Genomic DNA, 12,114 nt, shown 5'->3' on the forward strand with positions numbered 1-12,114 from the left:
GATCAGCACCATCCGGCACATACTTCGGCCGGGATCCTCCGCATCGTCGGGCTCGGGCTCCGCTTCGGGTACGGCGTTCTCGGAGAGGCCTTGCCTGAGATGCCTTCTCCAAGACTCGGATGCGGTCAGGACCCGCAGCACCCGGCCGGACACCTATCAGGCTGACGCGGAGTCGACGCGGGCTCCCGCGGCGGTTCCCGGCCGACGTCATACCGGGCCGAGTTGACAGTCGATGCGGCTGATCAGCTCGGTGCGACGGGCCCGCAGCTCGGTCGGGGCGCAGGTGACGGCGATTCGGTGGGCTTCGACCAAGGGACCGAGCTCGGGTGGGGGCTCGACCACGCCGGAGAAGAGCGGCGCCACCCACGCGGCTGTCGGCGCCTGCGCCTCCACTCCGCCGGGCGAGGCGGCCGGAGCGGGCGGGAGGTGGCCGGCCTGACCGTGGAACATGCGGGCGGTGAGGATGGCCGCCTCCCAGACGCGCATGCTCTCCAGGCGTACTTGCGAGGCCAGTTCATCGCGTAGCGCGCACAGGTCGCTCCACGCCCGCTCATGCTCGCGCAAGGCATCGCCGACTCGCCGTACCAGCCAGGCATACGTCAGCCTGGCCCGCAGCAGGCCACGGCGGGCCTCGGCCGCGCTGTCCGCGTAGGGGTTGTGGGCGACGACCTTCATCGCCACGGCGGTGATCGCGAGCACAAGCATCAGTACGGCGACCCAGCCGGGCGCGTAGCGGGCGCCCTCGACCTCCTCCATTCCCGTGTCACGGGCCCTCAGTACCGCCCACACGGTGACCGTGGACAACACGGCGGCCAGGTAGAGGACGGGCAGGGCGAGCGAACCGAGCAAGGACAGTCCCGGGCGGCGGTCGCGGAGAGCGTGCAGCCACTCGCGTACCCGGTGCAGCGGGGCCGCGATCGCGTGGCCGGACAGCATCAGGGCCAGGGCGAGGACGACACCGGGCAGGAAGGAGACCGTCTGCTCGGCCAGTGAGACCGTCTCCTCACTGGTGGTGAGGTACTGGAAGACCCGCATGAAGTACCACGCGTCGAACAGGGCCATGGCGGCGATGACCGGCCAGCGCAGGACCCGTATCCACATGTCGCGGCGGCGCCGGTCGTGGGCGCCGTCCTCCGCGTGGCGGGATTCGACTGCCTCGTGGGCCACTCGGCTTGTCCGGAGAGAAGCTGCAGCCTCGAAACGAGCCAGCGACTGGACCGCCTCCTCGGTCCGTGCGTGGGCGTCGATCGTTCGGGCCCGGGCAGCGGCGAGTTGCTCGCGGTTGTGGCCGACGAGTTCGGCGACCTCGCGGGCCGCGCGCAGCAGCATCCGCATCTCACCGTTGTCCAGGTGTTCCGGGTCCCGTTCGGGACCGTGTTCCGCGCTTTTCACCAGGTGTCGGATGTCGCATCCACAGCCGTGGTGGCAGGGGATGCCTCGATGGGTCTGGGACATGGGTGACGTCCCTTTCTGCGATGTGCTTCTCGAACGGCTGCGGGCGGAGTCGGGTCGGTCAGCGGCGCACCGTCACGGTGATTTCCACACGGCGGTTGCACGCCATGGCCGCGTAGTCCGGTACGCCGTCGTGGTACTCAGGGGTGCAGCTGGGCCGGTCGTCGGAGTAGCCACGGGCGGACGCCACCGTGATCCCGCGCTCGGCGAGGGCGGACCGGACGGCCCGCGCGCGGGCCAGCGAGAGCTGCCTGCCGTGCTGTTCGCTGCCGCGTGAGTCGGTGTGGCCGGAGATGGCGACCGAGACGGGATCGAGGTCGTTGATTCGCCGGGCGGCGTCGTCCAGCGCGCTCTGTGCCAGCCAGGCGGTCTGCGGAGAGGACGGCGCCTCGCCCCGGGCAGCGTGGCCTATGCCTACGAGGGTCACCTCAGCGCCCGTCAGGTCGGGCAGTTCGCCTGCCTTGCGACAGCGCTCCACGGCCTCCTTGATCTCCGCCGTGCCGTCGAACCCGGCGGAGCGCAGGTCGGCGCAGCCGGTGTTCGTCAGCCCGTCGGTCGCCACGACGATCCGGCGGCGGCCACCCTCTGAGATGAGTTGGTCGTCGGCCGCGGCGAGCGCACCGAGCACATCGGTTCGATCGGTGCTCGGCGCTTCGGCGGCCAACTGCCGCAGCCGTCGCCTCAGACAGTCGCGCCGGCCGTCGCGCCGGTCCTTCTTCAGCGTGTCATTGCCCTTCACGGGCGTGACGAACACACGGTCCACCGCCCAACTGACGGTGGCCCTGGTGCCGTCGAAGCCGGCGACGGACAGGATGCCGCCCTCCAACGCCGGGGGCGCGAGTTCCCGAGCGGCCAGCACAGTGGTCGCCCAGTCCGGCACCCGGTCCCCCGGCGGGGTGGTTCGGTCCGGCCGGGCGGACGGGCTGCGGTCCACGAGCACGATGGTCCGCTCCTGGGCGTCGTTCGCGTCGTCGGAGCTACGGTCCAGCCAGGCGCAGGGCCGCACTTCGGGCGTGTCGAACGCACCGCAACCGCTGCCCGCCAGGACGGCGGTCAGCGCCAACGCCGCGGCGAGGAGCCGGCTGGGGCGTGCTGGGGTCAAGAGGCTCACTGGGGTCTCCAATAAAGGGAAATGCATATTTATGACTGTTCTCAAGCGGAAACAGGGGAATTACTGGAGTCCTCGACCATTCGGTGCCAGGAGGTCCTCCGTGCCCAGTTCCAATCCGTCCGCCGGAAACGCCACCGGGGGAGAGGAGAAAGGTGCCGATCTCCGGTCGGGGCTGACCGTTTACACGTCACTCCACGCGTCGGCCCAGTTCGCCGACACCAAGGTCGGCATCCTCGGTGCTGTGCAAGCGGGGCTGATGGCCGCGGCCGTACCGCAGGGCGGCGTGATGCGCGAGGCGTGGGAGCGGGGCGGGCCCGGCGCCTGGGCCACACCCGTCCTGCTGTTGCTGCACGTGGCGACGTTCCTGCCCGCCGTGTACTGCGTGGTCCAGGCTCTCCGCCCCCGTCTGGGGCCGCCGCCCACCCCCAACAGGTTCAGTCTGCCGTTGCTGGCCATCGCCGACGGCACCGCTCCGCCGGCGGACGAGGCCGTTGAACGCAAGGAGATCTGGCAGCTGATCCCGGTGCTCGCCCAAGTGGTGATGACCAAGCACCGGTACATCGCCAGGTGTGTCGTCTGGACGGGGCTGATGGCGGTGACGGCCGGGCTGTCCTTCCTCACCGGTCCGCTGCTGGCCTGATCCCCGCGCGCCGTTGTCTCACTCCCGGGTCGGCCGGGCCCGGGGCAGCGGCTCAGCCGGCTCTCGTCCGGAGTCCAGCTCGCCCGGCAGAGGAAGGCCGAACAACCGCATCGCATGGCCGAGTTGACGCTCGTTGGTGGCGACGAACTCGAAGAGATCCTGCGCCTGATACGCCTTCGACTGCTTCTCCAAGAGCTTGACGAACCCGTCGACCTGGTTCTGCCGCTGTCGGAACATCTCACCGACCTCGGTGGCCGCCTTGTCCGGCTGCTCGGCCAGCAGCACCGCCCATGGCGTCAGCCAGGCGAGCGCGTCATCGTTCTGCCGCACCCCGGCCAACCCGCCGGCAAGGAACGCCCGCCACTTCTCGGCGACCTCGCTCAGCAGCCGTACATGGAGCGCGGACTTCGCGTACCGGTGCTCAATGTCCTGGAGTTCCAGGGCCGCCTTGCGCTGCTGTTCCAGTACCTCCGGCGCGGGCTGGAGATAGGCGACGGTACGACAGCTCACCAGCCCGTTCTCGAAGCATTCCCCCTCCCTCAGGTGGTCGTTGACGGCGCGCTCGGCCTCCTCGGCACGGAACGGCTCGTAGCGGCGGGCGATATCACGGACTCGCTCCGTGAGTCGTTGGGGCATGACCGCCTGATAGCCGTCGAGGGCACGGCCGAGCGTCTGATCGTCGAGACGCCCCTCGGCGCACCAGTCACAGCGGATCTCGACCTGGAAGCCGAACCCGTCGCCCTTGGCGGGGGTTTCGAACCTGACGGTCGAGTTGCGATGCACCGACGCGATCTCCGGCACCTCGACCGTCACGGCTGCGAAGGGCGTCCTTTGCTCCGGTCGACCGCCGAACAGACCTCGCAGCCAGGCGAACGGGCCACGACGCGATGTGCTGGTCACATCGACCACCTCTCCTCCAGAAGGGACTTGATATGCAGGGCCGTGTCGCCGTCGGGGAGTTGATGACCCCACAGCCGCAGGTGGAACAGCAGCCGCTCCCGCAGCCGGTCGCCCTCGACGTCTGGCTCGGGCAACTCGGCGAAGAACTCGGCCACCAGCTCGTCGAGGCCCGGTTCGTCCCCGGCCCGCTCCACCCACAGCCGCATGCAGTTCCAGCCGCACTGGCGGTGTGTACGGCTGCTGCTGAGCAGGGTCCGCCGGCTCAGCAGCAGCAGATGCTCACGGGGCCCCGGCTCCTTGAGGAAAGCGGTGACCGCTCGCTCGCCACGGAATCTGCTGAGCCCCTGGAGACACTTCGCCGCGTCGTCGCGCAGCCAGTGGCGTGACGAGGCCGACCACTGGGCCAGCCGCTCCAGCACCTGGGCTCGCGATCCGGCCGCGTAGATCTCCCGTACCGCGGCCCACACGCTCTTCATACCCGCCCCGGCGATCCGCTCCAGACTGTTCAGCGCCTCCGCGGGGAACTTCGCACCGATCCGCGTGCCGTACGCGGCTTGGGCGCACGCCTGGAAGTCACGGCGCTGGGACCAGCGCGACAGCAGGCGCTGAACCCGGGGGGCCAGCAGCGGATCGGTCACCGCCCGTTCCAGTGCCCAGGCCGCCGCGAACCGCCGCCGGTCGGCGTGTTCCCCTCGCTCGGATGCCCAACGTACGAGCAGTTCCTCGTGTACGTAGGCCCAGTCGAAGGTCGCCAGCAGACCGACCGTCTGAGCGGCGGACACCCGGATGTCCTCCTCACCTCGGACGGCGAGGCTGTCCAGCCACTCCAGCAGGGGGCCGCGGGCCCCGCTGTGGTCATGCCACAGCACCTCCAGGACCGCCTCACCGAGACCGGGCTGGCTGACCCGCACCAGGCACTCCGGGTGCCGGGACCCGACCGGTTGCCCGGTCCGGTCGGTGAACTCCACGTCGGAGTGGTCGAGCCAGTCCCGCACGCTCTCCTCGAACAGCGGCATCGCCGGGACCGAGGAAGGTGAGCGCACCCCGTGCAGCAGCTCCGCGAGCCGGTGGGACTCCCGACTGACCCGGCTCAGCGTCGTACCGTCGAGCACCACACAGGCCAGCAGGAACGCGTGCGACCACAGGGACAGCTGCTGCCTGCCGGCCCCGTCGGCCGCATTCTTCTGCGGCGGTCCGAGGAGCCTCACCGCCTTGGCCCGCAGCTCGGCTCCCAGCCCCTGCACGATCTGGTCGACGTCGTCGTTGTCGCGCACCCGCCGCGCCAGTTGACCGGCCAGGCCAGCGACCTCGGCCATGGACCTGCGCCCGCGCAGGTCTTCCCGCAGGCCCTCGTGTTCCAACAGTTTGCGGCAGTCCAGCGGCCGGTCGGCGAGCAGCACCGTCAGATGCCGCTCCAGCACCTGAAACGGCATCCCGTCCGCCACCTCGTGCTCGACCACGTGCCCGGTCAGACCTCCGACCGGCACGTGGTCGTCGACGATGATCACCAGTGGGGAACGGCCGTACGTCGCTGCTCGCAGCCGTATGAGCAGCTGCGGGCGCAGTTCGTTCGCCCACTCCGTGCCGTCGCCCTCGATGACGTGGCCCCGGCTCGGCTGAAGGCCTCTTTCGTCCGTCACCAGCCGACGCACGCCCGCCTCGGAGTCCAGGACGACGACGCCGGTGTCCATCGCCTGCCGCACGGCGAGCAGTGCCGTGGTGTAACGCCCCGAGCCGGGGGCTCCACGCAGCACCGCGATCCCGTGTCTGGTCAGGTGGTCGACCAGAGCGATGTGCGCGGCCGGTGCCACGTACAGCTCGCGCAGCCGGTCCAGGTCGTCCTCCGGGACCCGGCCGTCGACAGGGTCGACGGCCGGGGTGCCGTAGTAGTTCTTGTAGATCGTCCCGGCCGCGTCACCGCTGCCGAAGCCGACGGCTCTCGCCTTGACTCCCCCGTCGATGACTGTCTGCGCCAGGCCCCGTTCCCGCAACTGCCGGATGTGATCGACCTGTTCGTCGGTCGTCTCCGTGCCGGCGGGTGTGGATGCGGCCTCCTCCTCATCGGCGGACGGCTCAGCCGGAAGCGGGTCCATGCGTTCGCTCACGGGTTCGATCTTGTCGTCCATGTTTCACGCACCATCACCCGTAGTACTTCTTGTGCATGGTCCTCGCCGCGTCGCCACTGCCGAAGTGGAAGACGCCGCCCTTGTTCTTCTTCACCACGTTGGTGGGCGCGGGGGCCGCGGCCTCCTCCGGCTCCGGGTCGGCCACGAGCGGCTCCAGCTCCTCCCGGCCGTGCTCCGGTACGTGGATCCAGCCGTAGCCGCTGAACTCCTTCTGGTGAACGTGCACCCTGACGTACCGACTCGGATCCAGGCCCTGGCCCTCGCCTCGGAGCCGGACCACGTCCTGGTAGACCCGGTCGGAGACGATCAAGGCGAGATCGGTCGAGGCTAGAGCCTCCAGCACCCGCTTCAGCTGGGGCGCGTTGAGATAGCGGGCCACGGAGACGGGGGCGGGCCCGCTGTAGCCGAGAGCGGCCGTGCGGGCCACGCCGAAGTCGATGGCGAGCCGGAGCCGCATCCGCTCTTCTTCGGTGCGGTTGGCGTTGCGCTCGCCGAGCCGGACGGCCAGGTTCCGTACAAAGCCGCCGAGTACCACCGGTTCCTGGGTTTCCAGCGGCAGGACGGCGAATTCCTGATCGCCTTGCGGCTGACGTTCCCAGGCCGTGCGGTCCAGGCCGCTGAGCACCGCCGCCTCTTCCAGCACCCGCACCAGGTCGGCTTGGCAGGCCTCCTGGCTCGGGGTGTCGAGGCGGCTGTACTTCTCCACATCGGCAGCCATGCACAGATGCCGCGTGATGATCTCCTGCGAATGTGATTGCGATGTCATGGCTCGGTCACCCGTCTGCCTTGGTCGAACGAGGTCGGGCGTCAACTGTGCGCCCGGAGGCGGGGAACACCGAGTGGGTCGTAGAAATACGGTTTTCGGCAGGCGGTGCGGGCGACGGCCCCTGTTACGGAACGGCCGCGGGCAGCTGGGCGATTTCCCGCAGCCGATTCAGGTCGAGGACAGTGGTGCGGCGGTAGCCGGTGGTGATGAGTTCGTCTCTGCGCAGTTCGGCGAGCGCCTTGTGGATGGTGACCTCCGCCGAGCCGGTGAGCGCGGCCAGTTCCGGCTGGGTGAGGTCGACCCCTATGACTAGCCCACGCGGCACCGGATGCCCGTACGAGGTCGCCAGCTCGGCGAGCACGCGGGCAAGCCGCACCTTGACCGGATACCCCCCGAACTCCACTCGCCGTTGGTTCGACCAGCGCAGCCGCTGCACGACGATCCGGTTGACCGCGCGCGCCGCCTCGGGGTGGGATTCGAGGAAGGACCGGAGGTCGGACTCGCGGACGATGCTGGCGACGATCTCTCCGCAGGCGGTGACCGTGGCCGACCTCGGCGCACCGTCGTCCATGGCGGCCATCTCCCCGACTATGTCTCCTCCGACCCGGATGGCGAGCAACGCCTCGTGGCCGTTGTCCAGGCGAGCGGTGACCTTGACGAATCCGGAGCGCAAGAGCACCACATGGTTGGAGAAGTCACCCTCACGGATCAGGATCTCTTCGGGTCGGTAACGGCAGCGGGTACCGATCCCGAGCAGCTTGGTGCGGACGGGTTCCGACAGGCCCCCGAGGAAGCTGCGGGCGGGCCACCCCTCCAGGCCCTGGGATGGGGACTGCGGCGTCAAGGGCGCTCCTCTCCTTCTCCGCACCGCTTTGATCTGTTTCTGATCCATGCGAATCAGCTGTTCCAGAGAAGCAGTTGTCTGGGGACCAGGGCAGAGTGCGCGGAGGGTCTACTTGATGCGCTGGGCGCGCGCCAGGGGCGCACACCAGATCGATGAGCGCCCATGCAGCAGCCTCGGCTACTACGCGGATGCCAGCCGACGGGGAGGGCGTGAGCGAGATCAGCCTGCCGGACGGATGGCAGACAGTACGCTGATTCCAGCGGGATCGGGCCCGCAGCACAGTGTCCGGGAGGTGCTTCATGACGGCCGAGATGGTGGCCCCGGCGTGGATGCATGAGCAGATCACGGCGGAGGAGTACGAGTCCTGGTCCGAGGAACAGTGCGCCGGCATTGAGATCGTGGACGGGATGGTCGTCGTGAGTCCGAGTGCGTCCAAGCGGCACAACAGGCTGGCCCGGATTCTGGCGAACGCCCTGGATGCCGCCTCGGGCCCGGAGTGGAACGCCGACACCGACTTCGACGTCCGGCTTCAGGACGTTCCGCTCACCAATCGCCGCCCTGACGTCGTCGTGTACCGCGCAGACACGCTCGACATCACCCCGACCCGCCCTGAGCACGTGCTGCTGGTCGCGGAGGTGGTGTCGCCAGGCTCGGAGACCACCGACCGGATCGTAAAGGTCGACCAGTACGCCAAGGCAGGCATCGGCTTCTACTGGCGCATCGAGCAGGCCGCGACAGGCGTTCCTCTCGTGTACACCTACCTTCTCGACCCCGCGACGAAGACCTACCGGGACGGAGACATGTTCACCGGCGTCCTCAAGGTAGTGGCCCCCTTCGCGGTGGAGATCGACCTCGGCCAGATCTGACCACGCGCTGCTCAGCAGCCAGCAGCGCGTGAGCGATGCGTGAGCGGACTGCCAGCTACAGGGCGGCATGAGCCGGATCAAGTGGCTCGCCGCGCGGTTCCGACCAGGGGAAACAGCACCACGCAGCAGCGCCAGGCATCCCCCGGCAAGGATCCAATCCCACTCCTAAAGCGGGTGTCGCAGGTTCGAATCCTGCCGGGGGCACCCCGCATGACCAGGCGCTCACGCGGAACGGCCCCGGACTCCTCGTCCGGGGCCGTTCCGCGTGTCAGTGGTCGGAGTAGCGGAAGTCGCCCACGGTCCAGGCGCTGACGTCCTCGATCGCGACGCGGTACATCCCGCCCGTCTCCGGGATACCCACCGTGCCCTGAAGGATCCGGGCGACGTGGAAGTGCAGATGCGTGGGCGGCCCGTCCTTCTTCACGGGGGTGTCGAAGACCGCCGAGAACTCGCCCAGATCTGAGGAGTCCGTCAGCACCTCCGACACCCGCTGCCGCCACAAGGCTTCGGGAGCCAGTCGACCGGTGATGACGGCACCACCGGTGACCACGGTCAGGGACATGTGACTGCTCCGCCCGGACTCCACAAGGGCGGCGATGTCAACGATCAGCTCGTCAGGGTTCGCCATGGGACCGGATTCTATGCACCGTCCCCGGCGACACGGCCGGGGAGGTCAGCCGCCGCGGGTGTCGTAGGCCTGGTGACGGCGTTCGATGTGGGGTTCCGGTTCCGGCGATCCAGGCCGCGGTCGGCTTCCTGGCGCTTCAGATACTCGCGGCCGGGCTTCACCTGTCGCGCGGGGAGGCGAAGGACACCGGCCTGAACCTCGTTCTGATCCTCCTCGCCGCCGTCGCCGCGTGGCCGGCCACCGCGCTCTGACGCACGGACCCGGCTGTCAGGGACTGGTGAGTACGACGAGTTGTTGCGTCGCCCGGGTCATCGCCACATAGCGGTCCACCGCTCCCTCGATGCCCTCGCCGAAGTTCTGCGGGTCGACAAGAACCACCAGGTCGAACTCGAGGCCCTTCGAGAGTTCTGGAGGCAGGGAGCGGACCCGGGGCGTCGCCCGGAAGGCGGGGTCGCCGATGACGCAGGCGATGCCGTCGGGGTGGGCGGCCAGCCAGGTGTCCAGGGTCGGGGTCAGGTCGCCGGTCGAGCCGTGAGTGACGGGGGTGCCGGTGCTGCGGATGGAGGTCGGGACGTTGGCGTCGGGAAGGACGGCGCGGATGACCGGCTCGGCCTCCTTCATGATCTCTTCCGGGGTGCGGTAGTTGATGCTCAGGGACGACAGGGTGACGCGGTCCAGGCCGATCCGTTCGAGCCGTTCCTGCCACGACTCGGTGAAGCCGTGCCTCGCCTGGGCGCGGTCCCCGACGATGGTGAAGCTCCGGGACGGGCAGCGCAGCAGCAGCATCTGCCACTCCGCGTCGGTCAGTTCCTGCGCCTCGTCCACGACGACGTGCGCGAAGGGGCCGGCGAGCAGGTCCGGGTCGGCGGTGTGCAGGGCGCTCTCGTCCACCAGAGCGTGGTGGAAGTCCTCGCCGCGGAGCATCGTCACCAGGCCCATGCCGTACTCGTCGTCGGCGACCGCGCTCAGGTTGTCCACGACCGTGGCCATGCGCTCGCGTTCGGCGGCGAGGGTGGCCTCGTTCCGGCGCTTGCGGAGCGAGGTCTGCGGGTCGCCGAGCCGCTGCCGGGCCGCGTCCAGGAGCGGCAGGTCGGACACCGTCCAGGCCTGGCCGTCCGCGCGCTGGAGCTTGCGTACGTCGTCGCGGTCGAGCCAGGGGGCGCACATCCGCAGATAGGCGGGAACCGTCCACAGGTCCGAGACCAGGTCGGCCGCCTCGAGCAGGGGCCACGCGCGGTTGAAGGCCGTGAGCAGCTCCCTGTTCTGGCGCAGGGACTTGCGGAGCAGGTTCTCCGGGGCGTCGCCCTCGTGCCTGTCCACCAGGATCGTGAGCAGTTCGTTCCAGACCAGGTCGCGCGCGTCGTTGTGCGGGGCGCCCTCCGCCGCGTCGAACGCCTCGGCCCAGTCGGTGGCGGTCAGCCGGATGTCGGACCAGTGGGTCGTGACGATCATGCCCTCGGTCGGCGGCTCCTCGTAGAACCTGACGGCCTTCTCGATCGCCTTCACCAGGTCCGCGGAGGACTTCAGCCGGGCCACCTCCGGGTCGGTCTCGACCCCTGCCATGGCTCCCTCGGCCACGAGATCCCGCAGGACACAGGTCTGTACGCCCTCCTCGCCGAGGCTCGGCAGGACGTCGGAGACGTAGGCCAGATAGGGCCGGTGCGGGCCGACGAACAGCACGCCGCCGCGGCGGTGGCCGAGGCGCGGGTCGGCGTGCAGGAGGTAGGCGGAGCGGTGCAGGGCGACCACGGTCTTGCCGGTGCCGGGACCGCCGTCGACGACGAGCGCGCCGCGGGATCCCGCGCGGATGATGGCGTCCTGGTCGGCCTGGATGGTGCCGAGGACGTCCCGCATCCGTTCCGAGCGGTCGCTGCCCAGGCTGGCGATGAAGGCGGACTGGTCGTCGAGGGAGGCGCGGTGCCCGGCGAACCCGTCCGGGGCGAACACCTCGTCCCAGTAGTCGCTGATCCGGCCACCCGTCCAGCGGTACCTGCGGCGGCTGGCCAGCCCCATCGGGTTGGCGTGAGTGGCCCCGAAGAACGGCTCGGCCGCGGGGGACCGCCAGTCGACGAGCAGCCTGCGGCCCGTGCTGTCGGTGAGGCCGAGCCGTCCGACGTACACCGGCTCGGGGTCGTCGGCGGCGACCATGTGTCCGAGGCACAGGTCCAGGCCGAAGCGGCGCAGGGTGCGCAGCCGGGCGCTGAGCCGGTGGATCTCCGTGTCCCGGTCCATCGCCTCCTGGCCGATGCCGCCGGGCGCCCTGCGGGTGGCGTCGAGGGTGGCGGACAGTTCGGCGATCGTCTGCTCCAGGCACTCCGCGATGGCCGCGAAGTGCCGCTCGTCGGCGGCGGTCAGCGTCGGGTCGGCCTTGGCGGCGAGGCGCTCGGGAAGGGCGAACACGCTGGTGGGCAGGGAATTCAAGTCAGCAGCTCCGATGTGAGGTCATCTTCTACGACCACGAGGGCCGAGCCACGCGCGATCACGCCCGGCCGGCCATGTCCAGCAGCGACTTCGCCGCCACCCGCGCTCCGTCCGTACACATGCTTGCGGCCACCTCGGTCGCCCGTACGCGGGTCTCCTCGGCCGGCGCCTTCGTGAACGCCGCCGTCGGCGACTCGTGCGTCGGCGTCGGACCGTCGCGCGAGAGTACCTGGTGGTCGGCCTCGTTGACGGATCCCATATCCCACCTATCCCCCATTTTCGACATTCCCCGGCTCAGGTCGGCAAGTCTGCGGCAGGACGGGGGCCTTGCCGCAAGCCCCCCGGTGCGCTATAGGTTGA

The 12,114-nt window shown here is 69.7% G+C and carries 11 protein-coding genes; 2 read left to right on the forward strand and 9 right to left on the reverse strand.

All coding sequences use genetic code 11. From position 1 onward, the window contains the following. Window positions 1-207 precede the first annotated feature (207 nt). Both QF027_RS20920 and QF027_RS20925 read right to left on the reverse strand, forming a co-directional pair. A complete protein-coding gene (locus QF027_RS20920; RefSeq protein WP_307076229.1) occupies window positions 208-1,392 on the reverse strand; it encodes a hypothetical protein in 1,185 nt (394 codons plus the stop codon). A 121-nt stretch (window positions 1,393-1,513) separates the two neighbouring features. After that, on the reverse strand, window positions 1,514-2,563 hold the full coding sequence (locus tag QF027_RS20925) for an OmpA family protein (protein WP_307076231.1): 1,050 nt from the start codon (window positions 2,561-2,563) through the stop codon (window positions 1,514-1,516). A gap of 100 nt (window positions 2,564-2,663) precedes the next feature. Here QF027_RS20925 and QF027_RS20930 point away from each other — a divergent pair, with 100 nt between their 5' ends. Further along, window positions 2,664-3,203 carry a hypothetical protein gene (locus QF027_RS20930; protein ID WP_306980030.1) on the forward strand — a complete coding sequence of 180 codons (540 nt, stop codon included), beginning with the start codon at window positions 2,664-2,666 and terminating at the stop codon, window positions 3,201-3,203. An 18-nt stretch (window positions 3,204-3,221) separates the two neighbouring features. On the opposite strand, the gene QF027_RS20935 is transcribed toward QF027_RS20930, so the two are convergent. The 4 genes from QF027_RS20935 to QF027_RS20950 all read right to left on the reverse strand — a co-directional run bounded on the left by QF027_RS20935 (window position 3,222) and on the right by QF027_RS20950 (window position 7,839). Continuing rightward, the gene (locus QF027_RS20935; protein WP_306980028.1) at window positions 3,222-4,103 is read right to left on the reverse strand and encodes a hypothetical protein; all 882 of its coding nucleotides are present in this window, start codon (window positions 4,101-4,103) and stop codon (window positions 3,222-3,224) included. Further along, window positions 4,100-6,229, reverse strand: coding sequence for a hypothetical protein (locus QF027_RS20940; RefSeq protein WP_307076234.1), 2,130 nt, complete (start codon window positions 6,227-6,229; stop codon window positions 4,100-4,102). Before QF027_RS20940 ends, QF027_RS20935 begins: the two co-directional genes overlap by 4 nt. A gap of 13 nt (window positions 6,230-6,242) precedes the next feature. Next, window positions 6,243-6,995, reverse strand: a complete 753-nt coding sequence (locus QF027_RS20945) for a hypothetical protein (RefSeq protein WP_307076237.1) — start codon at window positions 6,993-6,995, stop codon at window positions 6,243-6,245. A gap of 124 nt (window positions 6,996-7,119) precedes the next feature. Continuing rightward, window positions 7,120-7,839 carry a Crp/Fnr family transcriptional regulator gene (locus QF027_RS20950; RefSeq protein ID WP_306980022.1) on the reverse strand — a complete coding sequence of 240 codons (720 nt, stop codon included), beginning with the start codon at window positions 7,837-7,839 and terminating at the stop codon, window positions 7,120-7,122. Window positions 7,840-8,138: 299 nt separating this feature from the next. Here QF027_RS20950 and QF027_RS20955 point away from each other — a divergent pair, with 299 nt between their 5' ends. Then, window positions 8,139-8,705, forward strand: a complete 567-nt coding sequence (locus tag QF027_RS20955) for a Uma2 family endonuclease (protein WP_306980019.1) — start codon at window positions 8,139-8,141, stop codon at window positions 8,703-8,705. A 268-nt stretch (window positions 8,706-8,973) separates the two neighbouring features. Here QF027_RS20955 and QF027_RS20960 read toward each other — a convergent pair whose 3' ends face one another. The 3 genes from QF027_RS20960 to QF027_RS20970 all read right to left on the reverse strand — a co-directional run bounded on the left by QF027_RS20960 (window position 8,974) and on the right by QF027_RS20970 (window position 12,013). Continuing rightward, the gene (locus QF027_RS20960) at window positions 8,974-9,333 is read right to left on the reverse strand and encodes a hypothetical protein (RefSeq protein WP_306980017.1); all 360 of its coding nucleotides are present in this window, start codon (window positions 9,331-9,333) and stop codon (window positions 8,974-8,976) included. 267 nt (window positions 9,334-9,600) lie between these two features. Next, on the reverse strand, window positions 9,601-11,754 hold the full coding sequence (gene helR / locus QF027_RS20965) for an RNA polymerase recycling motor ATPase HelR (RefSeq protein ID WP_306980014.1): 2,154 nt from the start codon (window positions 11,752-11,754) through the stop codon (window positions 9,601-9,603). 58 nt (window positions 11,755-11,812) lie between these two features. Then, on the reverse strand, window positions 11,813-12,013 hold the full coding sequence (locus tag QF027_RS20970; protein WP_307076239.1) for a hypothetical protein: 201 nt from the start codon (window positions 12,011-12,013) through the stop codon (window positions 11,813-11,815). Window positions 12,014-12,114 lie beyond the last annotated feature (101 nt).

The organism is Streptomyces canus, assembly GCF_030816965.1.
In the GTDB taxonomy this organism is placed as follows: domain Bacteria; phylum Actinomycetota; class Actinomycetes; order Streptomycetales; family Streptomycetaceae; genus Streptomyces; species Streptomyces canus_E.

Coding starts and splice junctions, on each gene's coding strand:
- QF027_RS20940 (WP_307076234.1), bottom strand. CDS start 6,229: ATGGACGACAAGATCGAACCCGTGAGCGAACGCATGGACCCGCTTCCG.
- QF027_RS20945 (WP_307076237.1), bottom strand. CDS start 6,995: ATGACATCGCAATCACATTCGCAGGAGATCATCACGCGGCATCTGTGC.
- QF027_RS20955 (WP_306980019.1), top strand. CDS start 8,139: ATGACGGCCGAGATGGTGGCCCCGGCGTGGATGCATGAGCAGATCACG.
- QF027_RS20960 (WP_306980017.1), bottom strand. CDS start 9,333: ATGGCGAACCCTGACGAGCTGATCGTTGACATCGCCGCCCTTGTGGAG.
- QF027_RS20970 (WP_307076239.1), bottom strand. CDS start 12,013: ATGGGATCCGTCAACGAGGCCGACCACCAGGTACTCTCGCGCGACGGT.